Source organism: Bradyrhizobium sp. CCBAU 53351, from assembly GCF_015291745.1.
Classification (GTDB): domain Bacteria; phylum Pseudomonadota; class Alphaproteobacteria; order Rhizobiales; family Xanthobacteraceae; genus Bradyrhizobium.
The window spans coordinates 3,720,865-3,736,662 of record NZ_CP030059.1 but is presented as its reverse complement, the minus strand read 5'-3'; the positions used below and the strand labels follow the sequence as shown (position 1 = coordinate 3,736,662).

The window sequence follows — 15,798 nt, the reverse complement described above, 5'->3', positions numbered from 1 at the left end:
GGAGGGTGTCGATGAGTGAGCGGCAGAACCAGTACAATATCGGCCTCGACAAGACGCCCGCTAACTACGTGCCGCTGAGCCCCCTAAGCTTCCTCGCGCGCAGCGCCGCCGTCTATCCCGATCATGTCAGCACGGTCTATGAGGGACGCAGCTTCACGTGGGCGCAGACCTATGAGCGCTGCAGGCGCTTTGCGTCCTGGCTTGCGCGCAAGGGCATCGGCGTCGGCGACACCGTAGCAGCGATGCTGCCGAACATCCCGGCGATGAACGAGGCGCATTTCGCGGTACCCATGACCGGCGCCGTGCTCAACGCGCTCAACATCCGCCTCGATGCGCCATCGATCGCGTTTCAGCTCGACCATGGCGGCGCGAAAATCATCCTGGTCGATCCCGAGTTTTCGGGTGTCATCACCGACGCACTGGCGCAGATGACGGGCCCTCGGCCGTTCGTGGTCGACGTCGACGACGCATCGTTCAAGAGCGGCAGTCGCATCGGTGAGATCGAGTATGAGGCGGCGGTCGCGCAAGGCGATCCCGCTTTCACGGCGATCCCGCCGAGCGATGAATGGGACGCGATCGCGCTGAGCTACACCTCGGGCACCACGGGCAATCCCAAGGGTGTCGTCACCCATCATCGCGGCGCGTATCTCAACGCCGTCAGCAACATCCTCGCCGGCAATCTCGGCCAGCATCCGGTCTATCTCTGGACGCTGCCGATGTTCCACTGCAACGGATGGTGCTTCCCCTGGACCATCGCGGCCGCGGCCGGCATCAATGTCTGCCTGCGCAAGGTCGAGCCGACCAGGATCTTCGAGCTGATCAAGCGCCATGGCGTCACCCACATGTGCGGCGCGCCGATCGTCTACAACACGCTGATCAACGCGCCCGACGCGCCCAAAGGCAATGCGGCCCGCCGCGTCGTCGGCCTGATCGCCGGCGCCGCGCCGCCCGTCGCGGTGCTCGAGGGCGCCGAGAGCATCGGCATCAAGCTGACACATGTCTATGGCCTGACCGAGGTCTACGGCCCCGCCTCCGTCTGCGCCGAGCAGCCCGGCTGGGACGAGCTTCCGCCCGCCGAGCGCGCGCGCATGAAACGCCGGCAGGGCGTGCCCTACCCGCTCGAGGAAGGCGTCACCGTCATCAACCCGCAGACCATGCAGGAGGCGCCGCGCGACGGCGAGACCATCGGCGAGGTCATGTTCCGCGGCAACATCGTGATGAAGGGCTATCTCAAGAACGAGAAGGCGACCAAGGAAGCGTTCGAGGGCGGCTGGTTTCACACCGGCGATCTCGGCGTGCTCGACGAGCATGGCTACGTCATCATCAAGGATCGTTCCAAGGACATCATCATCTCCGGCGGCGAGAACATCTCCTCCGTCGAGGTCGAGGACATTCTCTACAAGCACCCGGCCGTGCTGTTCGCCGCCGTGGTCGCAAAGCCCGATCCGAAATGGGGCGAAGTGCCCTGCGCCTTCGTCGAGCTGAAGGACGGCGCCAGCGCCAGCGAAGCCGACATCATCGCGTTCTGCCGCTCGCACATGAGTGGCTTCAAGACGCCGAAGGCCGTCGTGTTCGGACCGATCCCGAAGACGTCCACGGGCAAGATCCAGAAATTCCTGCTGCGCAACGAAGTGGGATCCGCGAAGGCGATTACGGCCTGAGGTCGTTCGGTCGTAGAAACATTTGGAAACATAAGCCGCGTGTTCGCGGCAAGCCTGCGTCGTCCGACATCGATTGCGCGGCTTTGACGACATCGCGACACGCCAGGAAAAGATTGGAAAGCGTTAGAGACGCATTTACGATTCCACTTCACCGGATTCGCTGATTCCAGATGATTCGCCGTGCGGGCTGCGCGGCTGGCGACCGGCGCGGTTGGGGCGCTTCATGCGGTTGGTGTCGTGAGCACGGACGTGCGTGTGCGTCTGGCGCTGCTGCTATCGGCGGCCTGGCTGCTGCTGCCGGACGCGGCCGCTGCGCAAGCCACGCGCGAGTTCGGCGCATTCGCGGGCACGCAAGGGTTTGGCCCCGGCAGTCCGAATGCCCCAGCAGGCTTCAACAGTTTCTCGGCCGCAGCATTTGGCGGACCGCAGCTGGCAGGTTTCCCGGGAGCTTCGTTCGGCAATGGCGGCGGAGGCGGCGTGCAGTCGGCCTATGGCTGGAATGCCGAACCGCCCGGACTTGCCAGCGCGGCGCGCTTCGACATGCGGCAGGCCTTCGGCGGCGGCGCCGATCGCGTCCCGCAGGCCGAGACGGCACAGGCGACATTTCTTGCGATGACGCAGTTCACGCAGACCCTGCTCGATCCTGCCATCGACGGGCGCGGCATCGGGCCCGCCGAGGTCGATGCGGAACTCACGGCCTACGCCGATATCGGAAACGAGCGGACGCATGGCGGCATCGGACGCGAAGCCTATGGGGCGCTGTATGGCAAGCCCTCGCTCGCGGCCCCGCAATGGCGGGTCTGGGCTGCCGGCTTTGGCGGTTCGCAGATGTCGACCGGCGGCAACGGATCAGCCACTCGGAGTTTTGGCACGGTCGCCGGCGCGGATTATTCGCTCTCGCCGCAGACGCGGATCGGCTTTGCCCTCGCCGGCGGCGGCACCGGCTTTGCCAGCAATTTCTCGAGCGGCCGCTCCGACCTGTTCCAGGCCGGCGGCTTCGTCAGGCACTCGGCTGGGTCGGCCTATGTCACGACCGCGCTCGCTTACGGCTGGCAGGCCATCACCGGCGACTATCAGGTCACGCCGGCCGGCACCGACCAGCTCAACACGGCGGTCAACGCCCATGCCTATTCCGGCCGCCTCGAAGGCGGTTATCGTTTGGCCACGCGCTGGCTTGGCATCACGCCCTATGCGGGTGCACAGATCACCAATTTCCGCCTGCCCTCAGACACGCCGCAGCCCGCCTCCGTGGCCGACAGATTCCCGACGGCGGCCGGCAGCAACAGCTTCACCGACAGCCGCACCGAGCTCGGTCTGCGCGCGAGCACCTCCGTTGTGCTGTTCGGCAGCCTGATCAGCCTGCGCGGACGGCTCGCCTGGGCCCATGATTTCAGCGCGGGACAGTCGATTCCACCGGCGTTCCAGTCGTTGCCGGGCCAGCGGCTTGTCGCGGGCGGCGTGTCATTGGCGCCGAACGCAGCGCTGGCAGGCGTTGCGGTCGAGCTTCGCGATTTGAACGGCTGGTCTGCCGTTGCGAACTTCGACAGCGAAGTGTCGGACCTGGTGCGCTCTTACACCGGCAGGGCCACGCTACGTTACGCCTGGTGACCCTGCCCTACGATCAAGTGACCGATTTCCGCCGGCGCCGGAAAGACGCCGGACGAAAAGCGGCTCGTCCTCACATCTTCTTGTAGGCGTCGACGATGGCCTGACCGTCGGCGCCAGCCTTCTTGAGCCAGTCGGCCGTGAGCTGTTCGCCGATCTTCTGGAAGCCGGCCTTGAGCGCCGGGCTCGGCGGCTCGACGTTCATGCCTTTCGCCTTGAGCTGGTCGAGGTACCAGGTGCTCTTGTCCTGCCAGGCCTTCCAGCCGCGGGTTTCCGCCGTTGCCGCCGCCTTGAGGATGGCCTCCTGGGTCGGCTTGTCGAGCGCATCGAACGCGGCCTTGTTGACGAAGGTGTAGTCCTTGGGAATCCAGGCCTGCACGTCGTAGAAATACTTCAGCGACTCCCAGGCCTTCGCGTCGTAGCCGGTGCCGCCCGACGACATGAAGGAATTCACGACGCCGGTCGCAAGCGCCTGCGGCAGTTCGGCGGCCTGGATCGTGACCGATTGCGCCCCGACCAGCTCGCCGATGCGCGCCGTCCCTACGTTGTAGGCCCGCCATTTCAGGCCCTTCATGTCCTCGATGGAGGCGAGCGGCTTGTTGACATAGACGCCTTGCGGCGCCCACGGCACCACGAACAGCAGCTTGAGACCCTGCGCATCGAGCTTCTTGGCGATCGCGGGCTTGGATGCCTGATAAAGCTTCATCGCGTCCGGGAAGCTGGTCGCGAGGAACGGCACGACGTCGACGCCGAACAGCGGATCCTCGTTCTCGTGGATCGAGAGCAGCACCTCGCCCATCTGCGCCTGCCCGGTCACCACCGCGCGCTTGATGTCGGGTGCCTTGAACAGCGAGGCGCCGGGATGAACCGTGATCTGAAGTTTTCCGGACGTCGCGGCTTCCACGTCCTTGGCGAAGGCGACCAGGTTTTCGGAGTGCGGATTATCCGCAGGATACGCGGCCGGCAGATTCCATTTGGTTTGGGCCAAAGCGGGCGTTGTGGCCAGCATGGCGCCGGCAATCAGACCTGCGCGAACTAAACGAGACTTCATCGGACTTCTCCTCACGGTCGAATTGAAAGCGTGGCGTGATCAATCTGGAAAGGCAAGCTTCGGCAGGAACATCACGATCTGCGGATACTCGGTGATGATGAACACGGCGGCCAGCAACAGCACGAAGAACGGAAACGCCGCCCGCGCGACCGTCAACGTATCGCGACCGCTCATGTTCTGCAGCACGAAGAGATTGAACCCGACGGGCGGCGTGATCTGCGCCATCTCAACATGGATGATGAGATAGACGCCGAACCAGACCAGATCGAGCCCGGCCTGCTTGACCATCGGCAGCACGATGACGGCAGTGAGGACGATCATCGAGATGCCGTCGATCAGGCATCCGAGGATGATGTACATGATGCTCAGATACAGCGCGAGCATGCCGGGCGTGAGCTCCTGCCCCTGCACCCAGGTGGCGAGCGCCGCGGGGATGCCGGTATAGGCCATCGCCGCAGTGGTATAGGCCGCGCCGGCCAGGATCAGCATGATCATGCACGTCAAGCGCGTTGCGCTCATGATGCTCTCAAACAGGGTCTTGCGCGTCAGCGTGCCGCTCCACCACGCCAGCAGCAAAGCGCCCGACACACCCCACGCAGCGCATTCCGTCGCCGTCGCGAAGCCCAGCACGAGTGACAGGAAGACCGCGAGGATCAGCAGCAGACACGGTGCGAGCTTGGCGGATTGCCGCAGCTTCTCCCGGAACGGCATCGGCGGGTCGCGCGGCGGGATCTTCTTCGGGTTCAGCAGCGACCAAATGATGATGTAGCCCGAATAGAGCACGACCACGAGCAGGCCCGGCAGGAAGCCGCCGAGGAAGACTTGAAGCACCGAGACGTTGGCCGTGACGGCATAGACGACCATCGGAATTGATGGCGGAATCAGCAGGCCGAGGGTGCCGGAGCCCGCCAGCGAGCCCAGGCTCAGGCCCTTGTCGTAGCCGCGCTTGTCGAGCTCGGGCAGCGCGATCTTGCCGATCGTTGCGCAGGTCGCGGCCGACGAGCCCGAGACCGCCGCGAAGATTCCGCAGCCGATCACATTGACATGGGTCAGGCGCCCGGGCAGCCACTGAACCCAGGGCGACAGGCCACGGAACATCTCTTCCGACAATTTGGTGCGGAAGAGGATCTCGCCCATCCAGATGAACAGCGGCAGCGCGGCCAGTGTCCACGACGAGCTGGCGCTCCAGGTGGTGGTGGCGAGCACGGCGCCGAGCGGCAGGCTGGTGGTCAGTGCCATCGCCACGAAGCCGACGAGCCCGAGCGAGACGGCGATCCAGACGCCGCTTCCCAGCAGCAGGATCATGACGCCGAGCAGGACGAATGACAGCTCGATCATGCCGAGATTGGCCACGGTCAACCTCCGCCGCCTTGCGAGATGCGTTCGACGAATTCTTCCGGCGTCTCGTCCGGCGAGCCCCTCTCGTAGGTGGGCCGGTTACCGCCGATGACATTGACCATCTCGTCGATCAGCGCGATCGACAGGATCGCAAGACCACCGGCGAAACCGAGCTGCGGAATCCAGAGCGGAAGCGCGACGACGCCCTGCGCCACATCGTTGAAGCGCCAGGAATCGTACGTCATCTGCACGGCATAGCGGGTGAAATAGAGGACGAAGGCGGTCGCGATCCCGAGTGCCACGATCTCCGCGATCCACTTGGTCCGCCCACGCAGCCGTTCGAGCAGAAGGCCGACACGGATCATCTCTCCGCGCTTGAAGGTATGCGCAAGGCCAAGGAAAGCCAGCGCGGCCATGCACCAGGAGGCGAAATCATCACCTGCGGGGATGTTGATCGCAAATTGGCGCCCGACCGACATGATCATCATGATTGCAAAGATCGCAACCAGGAAGACGCCGGCGGCGTAGCCTGCCCCGAGATAAAGGAGATCGAGCGCGCGGCGCACTGGTCCCCCGGCCTTTACGTCGTTCCCTGCCACACCATCCCCATCATCGCACGAGGCGATTCAGCCGGCCCGGCGATCGCATGTCGCTCGCCGCCGATCCGCCTGAATATCGCCCCTGGCCAACCGCCTGTCTTTCAGACGTTAGATCAACATGATGCAGCCGGTGCAAGCAAGGACTATGCCTGCTCGCGACGGAATTTCTACCGCAGGTTCAATGCGTCTCCAGCCGCAGCCCGTCAAAGGCGGGCACGACGCCCGCGGGCAACGATTGCCGGATCACCTCGTAGTCGACGTCGGCCGTCATGTTGGTGATGACCGCGCGCTTCGGCTTGAACCGCTCGATCCAGGACAGCGCGTCGTTGATGCTGAAATGGCTGACATGGCTGGTGTAGCGCAGGCCGTCGACGATCCAGAGGTCGAGGTTTTCCAGGGCGCCCCAGCTCTCGCGCGGGATGTCGTTGAGATCGGGTGTGTAGGCGGCATCCCCGATCCGATAGCCCAGCGCGGGTATGGCGCCATGCTGCACCAGGAAGGCCGTCATCGTCACGGCGCCTCCCTTCCCCAGGATGGTCTGGCTTTCGCCCGCCTCGATTGAATGCCGCGTCAGGATCGGCGGGTAGTCGCTGCCCTCCGGCGAAATGAAGCAGTAGGAGAAGCGCGCCAGGATATCCTTGGCCGTCGACTGGTTGAGATAGGTCGGGATCCGGCGGCGCATGTGCATCACGACCGGGCGCAGATCGTCCATGCCGTGGGTCTGATCGGCGTGCTCATGCGTCAGGAACACCGCGTCGATGTGATCGACATTGGTCGAGAGCAATTGCTCGCGCAGGTCCGGCGAGGTGTCGATCAGGATGCGCGTGGTGCCATGCTCGGAGATCCGTTCGACCAGCAGCGAGCAGCGCCGGCGGCGGTTTTTGGGATTGTCGGGATCGCAGGCGCCCCAGCCGAGCGCCGGACGCGGCACGCCGGCGGAGGAGCCGCAGCCCAGGATCGTCAGCGTCAGCGTCATGCGGTTTCCAGTTTCAAGCCTTCACCTTCGAGAACAGGCGGAAGAAGTTTTCGCTGGTCTGGCGCGAGATTTCGTCGAACGACACCCCGCGCGTCTCTGCCAGCACCTTTGCGACCTCCACCACATAGGCAGGCTCGTTGCGTTTGCCGCGGAACTTGCCCGGCGCAAGATAGGGCGAGTCCGTTTCGACCAGGATACGATCGGCCGGCAGTTCGGCCGCGAGCGCGCGCAACGCTTCCGACTTCTTGAAGGTCAGGATGCCCGTGAAACCGATATAGAGCCCGAGCGACACCGCCTTCAGCGCCAGCTCGCGCCCGCCCGTGTAACAATGCAGCACGGCGCGAAACGATCCGCGTCCCGCCTCCTCTTCCAGGATGCGGGCGCAGTCCTCGTCGGCTTCGCGGGTGTGGATCACGAGCGGCAGGCCGGTGGCGCGGGCCGCGGCGATGTGGGCGCGAAAGCCCCTCGCCTGCGCTTCCGGCGAGCCGTTGTCGTAGAAATAGTCGAGCCCGGCCTCGCCGAGCGCGACGACTTTGGGATGGTCCGTGAGCGCGATCAGCTCGTCCGGTGCGATGCCGTCCTCCTCGTCCGCGTTGTGCGGATGGGTGCCGACCGAGCAGTAGACGTCGTCATAGCGCTCCGCGATCGCGAGCAGGCCCTCCAGCTTTCGCACCCGCGTCGATATCGTGACCATGCGCCCGATGCCGGCCGCGCGTGCCCGCGACACGATCCCGTCGAGATCTTCCGCAAAGTCCGGAAAATCCAGATGGCAGTGGCTGTCGACCAGCATCGCGAGCGCCTTCAGGCCGCCGGCTCGATGTAGCGCGGGAACGCCGGCGTCGGCGCCGGCAGCGTCGAGCCCGGCGCGATCCGCTTGGCCCCGCCGAGCATGGCAAAGCTGCGCTCGCCCTCGGGGATACCAAGAGAGTCGAGCAGCTTGTTGGATGCGGCCGGCATCGCGGGCTGAGCCAGGATCGCGATCTGGCGCACGACTTCAGCGGTGACGTAGAGCACCGTCTTCTGCCTGGCCGGATCGGTCTTGGCGAGCGCCCACGGCGCCTCGCCCGCGAAATAACGGTTGGCCTCCGCGACCACGGCCCAGACGGCGTTGAGCCAATGATGGATCTGCTGCGTCGCCATCGCCTCACGTGACGCGGCGATCATGCCGTCGGCCATCGCCAGGATCGCCTTGTCGCTGTCGCTGAATTCGCCGGGCTCGGGCAACACACCGCCGAGCTGCTTGGCGATCATCGACAGCGAGCGTTGGGCGAGGTTACCGAGATCATTGGCCAGGTCGGCATTGATGCGCGCGACGATGGCCTCGTGGTTGTAATTGCCATCCTGCCCGAACGGCACTTCGCGCAGGAAGAAATAGCGCATCTGGTCGACGCCGTACTGGTCGGCAAGGTTGAAGGGATCGACGACGTTGCCGACCGACTTCGACATCTTCTCGCCCCTGTTGAACAGGAAGCCGTGGGCATAGACCCGCTTCGGCAGCGGAATCCCGGCCGACAGGAGGAACGCCGGCCAATACACCGCGTGGAAACGGATGATGTCCTTGCCGATGATGTGCACGTCGGCCGGCCAGTAACGCCAGTTCTTGTCGCTCTCGTCGGGGAAGCCGACGCCGGTGATGTAGTTGGTCAGCGCATCGACCCAGACATACATCACATGCTCTTCGTCGCCGGGCACCTTCACGCCCCAGTCGAACGTGGTGCGCGAGATCGAGAGATCGCGCAGGCCACCCTTGACGAAGCTCACCACCTCGTTGCGGCGCGAGTCCGGGCCGATGAAATCGGGGTGATCCGCGTACAGATCGAGCAGCTTGTCCTGGTACGCCGACAGGCGGAAGAAATAGCTCTTCTCCTCAACCCATTCGACCGGCGTGCCCTGCGGTCCGAGCCGAACGCCATCGTCATTGAGACGCGTCTCGTCCTCGGCGTAATAGGCCTCATCGCGCACCGAGTACCAGCCGGCATAGGTGTCGGCATAGATGTCGCCATTCGCCTCCATGCGCCGCCAGATCTCCTGGCTGGAGCGATGATGCTGCTCTTCGGTGGTGCGGATGAAGCGATCGAACGATACGTTCAGACGCTCGTCCATCTCCTTGAAGCGGCCGGCATTGCGGGTTGCGAGGGCTGCTGCGGACATGCCCTCGCCGGCCGCCGTCTGCACCATCTTCTGGCCGTGCTCGTCGGTGCCGGTCAGGAAGAACACGTCCTTGCCGTCGAGCCGCGCAAAGCGCGCCAGCACGTCGGTCGCGATCGCCTCATAGGCGTGGCCAATATGCGGGCTGCCGTTGGGATAGGCGATCGCGGTCGTGACGTAGAAGACGTTGTCGCGCGCGGGGGCGGCAATGGGCGCGGCAGGCTTCGGTGCAGCTACGGGCGCTGAGGCTTGCGGAGCCGCCGCGGGCTTCGGCGCGCGCGGCGCCTTCGGCTTGACAGCCTTCGGCGGCGCGACGACGGGCGCAGGCGCTGCGATCACAGCGGGCGGCGTCACTCTGGCCTTCTTGGCCACTTTCCTCGCCGGAGTCTTGGTCGGCTTCTTGGCTGGTTTCTTGGTTGGCTTTTTGACCGCTTTCTTAACCGCCTTCGAGGCGACGGCCTGCTTCTTCGCGGACTTCTTGCCGGCCTTCTTTGATGCCTTCGCGGCGCTCTTCTTCACGCCCTTCTTGGCGGCAGCCTTCTTCGACTTCGCGGCCTTCTTGACGGCCTTGGCAGCTTTGCGCGCACGCGCCTTCACCGCCGTCTTTGCGGCCTTCTTCGCAGCCTTCTTGCGGCTCTTGCCTTTAGCTGTTTTCTTAGCTCGCGTTGCCACGACGAATTCCTTTACCGGCTTCTCAAAATTGGAAACGAGCCTGCGTCAGGCCGTTGTTTGCACATGATCCCGTCGGAAAACCGCTGCGCACCTTTCCGGATCATGCTTTAGCGCGTTGCGTCCGCCAGCCAGCCGAACACCGAGAAAACCAAGGGCTTGCGCTCCAGATTGTAGGTTTCGGTGTCGCGCGCGGCGCGGACGATCTTTTCCCATACCTCAGCTAGCCGCGCAAGGCGCGGCAGGTTCTGGTTGGCATTGGCCTCGTCCGCGTGCAGGCGTTCCGCGATCCAGCGATCGATGCCGTCGATGAAGGCGGCGAGCGCGACGCGGTCGCTGGTGCCAAGCGAATCGCCTAGCGTGTGCAACTCGCGCGGATCCACCTGCGGCAGGCGCGCCAGCAGTGCGGCCGTGCGTTGCTGAAGCTTCAGCGCGTCGCCGCCGAGCAGCGTCAGGGCCCGTGCAACGCTTCCCTCGGAGGCCTCCGCCGCCTCGCGCAGCGCGGGGTCTTTCGGATCGAGCTCGGCGGCCGAAGCTGCGGCACTGATCACGTCGTCCGTCGCGAGCGGCCGCAGGCGCAGCTTGCGGCAACGCGACTGGATGGTGGCGAGCACGCGCGCGGGTGCGTGGCTCACCAGCAGGAACAGCGATTGCTGCGGCGGCTCCTCGAGAATTTTCAGAAGCGCGTTGGCGGCGTTCGGATTGAGCTCGTCGACGGTGTCGACGATGCAGACACGCCAGCCTTCGGCCGCCGCGGTCGAGCCGAAGAAACCAATCGTCTCGCGCGTCTCGTCCACGGTGATCACGGTGCGCATCACGCCGCGGTCGTTGGCAGTACGCTCCAGCGTCAAGAGGCCGCCATGCGAGCTCGCCGCGACCTGGCGCGCCACGGCGTCATCAGGATCGATCGCAAGGTCTTCGGCCCGCTGCACGGCATTCGCGAGCGGCTGGCCGTGAGCGAGCACGAAGCGCGCCATGCGATAGGCCAGCGTCGCCTTGCCGATCCCTTGCGGCCCGCCGATCAGCCAGGCATGCGGGATCCGCCCACTGCGATAGGCCGTCAGCAGTGCCGTCTCGGCCTCGCGATGGCCGAACAGACGGCTGGTCTCGCGCGGATGCGGAATGGCGCTTTCGCGCTCGGTCGGACGCCGGCTCATGCGGAAACCACCGAGGCCGGTGTGGGCAGGAGACGATCGCGCAGCGCCGCCCAGACCCGGGCCGCGACCGTGTCAGGGTCGGAATTGGCGTCGATCAGCACGCAGCGCGCTGGATCCTGCGCGGCGATCTTGCGATAAGCCTCGCGCAGACCCTGGTGGAAGCTGAGTTTCTCGCCCTCGAACCTGTCGGGCGTGCCGTTGCCGCGGCGCGCGGCGGCGCGCTGCAAGCCGATCTCGACCGGCAAATCGAGGATGATGGTGAGATCCGGCTTGAGATCGCCAATCGTGACCCGCTGCATCGCGTTGATCAGCCCTTCAGGCACGCGGCCGAGGCTGCCCTGATAGGCCCGCGTCGAGTCCGCGAACCGGTCGCACAGCACCCAGGTGCCCTGGTTCAGCGCAGGCAGGATCACGGTACGGACATGGTCATCGCGCGCGGCGGCAAACAGCAGCGTCTCCGCCTCGGGACCGAGCAGCCTGCCCATGCCCGACAGCACCAGATGACGCATGATCTCGGCGCCCGGCGAGCCGCCCGGCTCACGGGTGACGCGGATGCGGAGCTTGGCGGCCTTGAGGCGGTCGGCGAGCTTCTTGATCTGGGTCGACTTGCCGGTGCCCTCGCCGCCTTCAAAGGTGATGAAGCGTCCGCGTCCGGACGGCCGCTGTCCCGCGCTCTCACTCATGATCAGAGCTTCTCGGCGCCTGCGCGGAACATGCCGATCACGAGCTCGCTGGCGCCGTCGATCGCGCGTCGCACGGTCGAGCCGGTGCCGATCGCTTCGGCCGCGTAGACCGGCGTCTCCACCGCGATGTTGCCGCTGCGCCAGACCCTGACCACGCCGACCTGCTGGCCGGCCTCGATCGGCGCTCGTACCGGACCGCTATAGACGACGCGCGCGATCAGCTTGTCGCTGCCGTTCTTGTGCACCATCACCTTCACCGGCGTCTTGGCGACGAGCTTGACCGAGCGGCTCTCGCCGCCGAACACCTTGGCGTAACCGACAGGCTGGTCGGTCGCGATCAGCGTACGGGTCTCGAAATTGCGAAAACCCCATTCCAGCATCTTCTTGGCTTCCGTGGCGCGATCCTCGGGGTCTTCCAGCCCGTTGACGACGACGATCAGCCGCGTTCCGTTCTGCACGGCCGAGCCGACCATGCCGTAGCCGCCTTCCTTGGTGTAGCCGGTCTTGAGGCCGTCGGCGCCTTCCATCGAATTGAGCAGCGGATTGCGGTTGGGCTGGCGGATCTTGTTCCAGGTGTACTCCTTCTCGCCGAACAGTTTGTAGAACTCCGGGAAGTCCAGGATGATGTGCCGGGCGAGCATGCCGAGCTCGCGCACCGTCATCTTGTTGGCGGGATCGGGCAGCCCGTTGGAATTGCCGAAGGTCGATCTGGTCATGCCAAGCTCGCGGGCGCGCTTGGTCATGAAGTCGGCCGCGAAGATCTTCTCGTTCCCGGCCATGGCCTCGGCGAGCGCGATGCAGGCATCGTTGCCGCTCTGGATGATCGCGCCGTGCAGGAGATCGTCGACCGAGACCTTACTGTTGATGGCGGCGAACATGGTCGAGCCGCCCGAGGGCGCACCGCCCCGCCGCCACGCGTTCTCGCTGATGCGGTACTCGTCGGTCAGCTTGATGTCGCCCTTCTTGATGGCGTTGAAGACGACCTCAGCCGTCATCAACTTCATCATGCTGGAAGGCGCGCGCAGCTCGTCGGCGTTCTTCTCGAACAGCACGCTGCCCGAGGAGGCTTCGATCAGGATCGCGGTCGGAGCATCGCCATCGAAGCCGGCATCCTCCGCTTTCTTGGCGCCCTGGACGCTCTGGTTGGCGGCGAGAAGCGCCCCGCTCCAGCCGATGCCGACAACCAGAACCGCAGCGACCAGCCCGCACGCCAGCCTTCCGGCGGTGAGCCGGTTGCGACCAAGCAAAGGAAGACGAAATGCCATGGCGAAGCCCTGAGAGAGGCGTTCTAACAGTTGGAACAGATGCGAACAACACGCGGTTCGATACCTGTCCCCGAGATTGCACGATTCTCGCCGCGCCCCTATCTTGGCGCCTTATGTTTTTCGACCAAACCCCTGAAACAAGGCGGAAAAGCGATGTCCTCCACCCGCGTGATCAAGGCCAACGGCATCGATCTCTTCATCCGCGAAGCCGGCCAGGGTCCGCTGGTCGTGCTGTGCCATGGCTGGCCGGAGCTGTCCTATTCCTGGCGCCACCAGATCTCCGCCCTCGCCGCGGCCGGGTTTCACGTCGTCGCCCCCGACATGCGCGGCTACGGCCAGAGCGCCGCGCCGCCTGATGCTGCCGCCTATTCGATCTTCGACACGGTCGGCGACGTGGTCGGCCTGGTGCAGGCGCTGGGCGAGAGCAAGGCGATGGTGGTCGGCCACGATTGGGGCGCGCCGGTCGCCTGGCATGCGGCGCTGTTCCGGCCCGACATCTTCACGGCGGTCGCTGGCCTGAGCGTGCCGCCGCCGTTCCGCGGCCGCGGCAGGCCGCTCGACCTGCTGCGGCAGGGCGGCGTCACCAATTTCTACTGGCAGTATTTCCAGGCCCCCGGTGTCGCCGAGGCCGAGCTGGAGCGCGACGTCGCCCGCACCATGCGCATCGTGCTCGGGGGGCGAGGCCTTGCCGAGCCCACCGCCGCCATGTTCGTGCAGGAGGGCAAAGGCTTTCTCAGCCACGCGACGACAGAGGAACCACTGCCCGGCTGGCTCAGCGAGGCTGATCTCGCCTACTTCACCGAAAGCTTCCGCAAGTCCGGCTTTCGCGGTGGGCTGAACTGGTACCGCAACATCGACCGCAATTGGGAGCTGACGGCGCCCTGGCAGGACGCGCAGATCCGTCAGCCCTCGCTGTTCATCGCCGGCTCCAAGGACGCAGTCATCACCGGCCTGATCGGCGCCAAGCGCGTCAACGAGCTCGAGCGCGTCCTGCCCAACCTGAAGCAAAAGCTGATCATCGAGGGTGCCGGCCACTGGATCCAGCAGGAACGACCCGACGAGGTGAACACGGCGCTGGTAGCGTTCCTGAAGGCCAGCGCGGCTTAGTAGAGCCCGCGGCCGCTCAGGATGCTGCGAGCCTCGGCGGCGCCGTCGGCCGACGAAGCAGCGCGCTCCGGCGCGTAACGGCCGTCCTCGTCATAGGACACCGCGCGGGCGTTCTGGACCGCCCGGCCCCGGTTGCGGCTCGAGGCCGACATTTCCGAGGTCGCATTGAGCGAGGCCATGTCGGCGGAGGTGTTGCCGAGATTGTAGGGCCGCCCCTCCGGCATCGGCACGTCGCCGCGAATGGCGCCGCGGCTCGATCCCGGCAATTCCGGCACGAACGGCTTTGCCGAAGCGACCCGGACCATCGAAGGCGACGGCGCCGGAACGCCGGTGCGCAGGGTCGCCAGGAGCTGGCGGTCGTCGGAGCCTTCCAGCGGCGCCCGGCCGACATATTCGACGCGGACCTTGGCGACACCATTTCCTTTGAATTCAAGGAGTTCGGCGGCCTTGTTCGAGACGTCGATGAGGCGGTTGCCGTGATAGGGTCCGCGGTCATTGACGCGGACGATCAACGACTTGCCGTTCGAGACGTTGGTGACCCGGGCGTAGGACGGCATCGGCAGGGTCGGATGCGCCGCGGTCAGCGACGTCATGTCGAACACTTCGCCATTGGCGGTCAGGCGACCGTGGAAATCATCGCCATACCAGGACGCCATGCCCTCGGCGCGATAGTTGACGTCCTCCTCCGGCACGTAGGTCCTGCCTGCCACGACATAGGGCTTGCCGACGCGGTAGGTGCCGCCGCCCTTCGGGACCGGCTCCCCGAACGCCACAACCCGGGGGCTCGACGACACGCCGTATTTGGGATCGACGCGGCTGGCGAATTTGTTGGAGGAGGCGCAATTGGCAAGCGCTACGCAGGCCGCGACCGCCGCAACACCGCGCGCGGCCCGCAAAACCGAATCTGACCGTCGGATCCCCATTCGCCCCAAATACCACTTTGCCGGAGACGTACCCAACCCCGCTTTGGCTACGGGGAGCGCCGTCCGGTCATCTGATCCAAGGCGGCCCACCACCGTCTCGGAAGCGGTAACGATAACGCAACCCGAACGCGGCGGAAATGGGGAGGCCTCAGCGATCCCGCCGGGATGGTAAACGAGACGTTCGCATTTTTCCGTTGTTCTACGGAGCGATGGCGCCCGCGCTGTCTCAGGGCTGGACATTCTGTTGCGCCAAATCCTCACTCCACCCCCATTGTCGCTGCCCGCACTGGAATTCTTTTGACTGTGCAAGGCCGCACGCGTTCTCTCGGATGCAAGGGCGGGATTTGGAATTTAACGATGATCGAGACGGTTTCGGCACTGATGGGTCTGGTAAGCGCGGGGATCTTCCTGGCCCATGCGTTTGAAGGCTACCGCACGCGGGCCTGACGGCACTCGCGCGGAAGACAAGCATCACCTCTTTCAAGACGGCATGTTCGGACAATTTTAATCGATCCGACCGAGCATCGAAGACGAGAGCGGCAGGTGTCCCATGCGCAACCATGACCTGGTATCTGACGGCTTCCTGGCATTGACCGCCGGCGGTTTGGTCCTGCTC

The 15,798-nt window shown here is 65.3% G+C and carries 13 protein-coding genes; 3 read left to right on the top strand and 10 right to left on the bottom strand.

From position 1 onward, the window contains the following. Nucleotides 1-11: 11 nt before the first annotated feature. Both XH83_RS17520 and XH83_RS17515 read left to right on the top strand, forming a co-directional pair. Nucleotides 12-1,661 carry an acyl-CoA synthetase gene (locus tag XH83_RS17520; protein WP_194402079.1) on the top strand — a complete coding sequence of 550 codons (1,650 nt, stop codon included), beginning with the start codon at nt 12-14 and terminating at the stop codon, nt 1,659-1,661. 249 nt (nt 1,662-1,910) lie between these two features. Beyond that, nucleotides 1,911-3,269 (top strand): autotransporter outer membrane beta-barrel domain-containing protein, encoded by a 1,359-nt coding sequence (locus tag XH83_RS17515; RefSeq protein WP_194402078.1) that lies wholly within the window; start codon nt 1,911-1,913, stop codon nt 3,267-3,269. A 70-nt stretch (nt 3,270-3,339) separates the two neighbouring features. Here the strand turns inward: XH83_RS17515 and XH83_RS17510 are convergent, their stop codons facing one another. The 9 genes from XH83_RS17510 to XH83_RS17470 form a co-directional block, all read right to left on the bottom strand. After that, nucleotides 3,340-4,317: a TRAP transporter substrate-binding protein gene (locus XH83_RS17510; protein WP_194402077.1), complete on the bottom strand. Its 978-nt coding sequence runs from the start codon at nt 4,315-4,317 to the stop codon at nt 3,340-3,342. 39 nt (nt 4,318-4,356) lie between these two features. Continuing rightward, nucleotides 4,357-5,670 carry a TRAP transporter large permease gene (locus XH83_RS17505; RefSeq protein ID WP_194402076.1) on the bottom strand — a complete coding sequence of 438 codons (1,314 nt, stop codon included), beginning with the start codon at nt 5,668-5,670 and terminating at the stop codon, nt 4,357-4,359. Nucleotides 5,671-5,672: 2 nt separating this feature from the next. Then, complete coding sequence (locus tag XH83_RS17500) at nt 5,673-6,254, bottom strand: TRAP transporter small permease (protein ID WP_194402075.1); 582 nt, start codon at nt 6,252-6,254, stop codon at nt 5,673-5,675. Between the two features lie 178 nt (nt 6,255-6,432). Further along, on the bottom strand, nt 6,433-7,230 hold the full coding sequence (locus XH83_RS17495; RefSeq protein ID WP_194402074.1) for an MBL fold metallo-hydrolase: 798 nt from the start codon (nt 7,228-7,230) through the stop codon (nt 6,433-6,435). 13 nt (nt 7,231-7,243) lie between these two features. Continuing rightward, nucleotides 7,244-8,020: a TatD family hydrolase gene (locus XH83_RS17490; protein WP_194402073.1), complete on the bottom strand. Its 777-nt coding sequence runs from the start codon at nt 8,018-8,020 to the stop codon at nt 7,244-7,246. 11 nt (nt 8,021-8,031) lie between these two features. Beyond that, nucleotides 8,032-10,050 carry a methionine--tRNA ligase gene (gene metG, locus XH83_RS17485; RefSeq protein WP_194402072.1) on the bottom strand — a complete coding sequence of 673 codons (2,019 nt, stop codon included), beginning with the start codon at nt 10,048-10,050 and terminating at the stop codon, nt 8,032-8,034. 107 nt (nt 10,051-10,157) lie between these two features. Next, the gene (locus XH83_RS17480; RefSeq protein WP_194402071.1) at nt 10,158-11,204 is read right to left on the bottom strand and encodes a DNA polymerase III subunit delta'; all 1,047 of its coding nucleotides are present in this window, start codon (nt 11,202-11,204) and stop codon (nt 10,158-10,160) included. Continuing rightward, on the bottom strand, nt 11,201-11,887 hold the full coding sequence (tmk, locus tag XH83_RS17475) for a dTMP kinase (protein WP_194402070.1): 687 nt from the start codon (nt 11,885-11,887) through the stop codon (nt 11,201-11,203). The genes XH83_RS17480 and tmk overlap by 4 nt, the downstream gene beginning before the upstream one ends. 2 nt (nt 11,888-11,889) lie before the next feature. Continuing rightward, nucleotides 11,890-13,152: a D-alanyl-D-alanine carboxypeptidase family protein gene (locus XH83_RS17470; protein ID WP_194402069.1), complete on the bottom strand. Its 1,263-nt coding sequence runs from the start codon at nt 13,150-13,152 to the stop codon at nt 11,890-11,892. Nucleotides 13,153-13,305: 153 nt separating this feature from the next. Between XH83_RS17470 and XH83_RS17465 the strand changes: the two genes are divergently transcribed. Beyond that, nucleotides 13,306-14,259: an alpha/beta fold hydrolase gene (locus XH83_RS17465; protein ID WP_194402068.1), complete on the top strand. Its 954-nt coding sequence runs from the start codon at nt 13,306-13,308 to the stop codon at nt 14,257-14,259. Here the strand turns inward: XH83_RS17465 and XH83_RS17460 are convergent. Further along, complete coding sequence (locus XH83_RS17460; protein ID WP_194402067.1) at nt 14,256-15,182, bottom strand: septal ring lytic transglycosylase RlpA family protein; 927 nt, start codon at nt 15,180-15,182, stop codon at nt 14,256-14,258. The genes XH83_RS17465 and XH83_RS17460 overlap by 4 nt on opposite strands. Nucleotides 15,183-15,798: the final 616 nt, after the last annotated feature.

Coding starts and splice junctions, on each gene's coding strand:
- XH83_RS17470 (WP_194402069.1), bottom strand. CDS start 13,152: ATGGCATTTCGTCTTCCTTTGCTTGGTCGCAACCGGCTCACCGCCGGA.
- XH83_RS17460 (WP_194402067.1), bottom strand. CDS start 15,182: ATGGGGATCCGACGGTCAGATTCGGTTTTGCGGGCCGCGCGCGGTGTT.
- tmk (WP_194402070.1), bottom strand. CDS start 11,887: ATGAGTGAGAGCGCGGGACAGCGGCCGTCCGGACGCGGACGCTTCATC.
- XH83_RS17510 (WP_194402077.1), bottom strand. CDS start 4,317: ATGAAGTCTCGTTTAGTTCGCGCAGGTCTGATTGCCGGCGCCATGCTG.
- XH83_RS17465 (WP_194402068.1), top strand. CDS start 13,306: ATGTCCTCCACCCGCGTGATCAAGGCCAACGGCATCGATCTCTTCATC.
- XH83_RS17495 (WP_194402074.1), bottom strand. CDS start 7,230: ATGACGCTGACGCTGACGATCCTGGGCTGCGGCTCCTCCGCCGGCGTG.
- XH83_RS17490 (WP_194402073.1), bottom strand. CDS start 8,020: ATGCTGGTCGACAGCCACTGCCATCTGGATTTTCCGGACTTTGCGGAA.
- XH83_RS17520 (WP_194402079.1), top strand. CDS start 12: ATGAGTGAGCGGCAGAACCAGTACAATATCGGCCTCGACAAGACGCCC.
- XH83_RS17480 (WP_194402071.1), bottom strand. CDS start 11,204: ATGAGCCGGCGTCCGACCGAGCGCGAAAGCGCCATTCCGCATCCGCGC.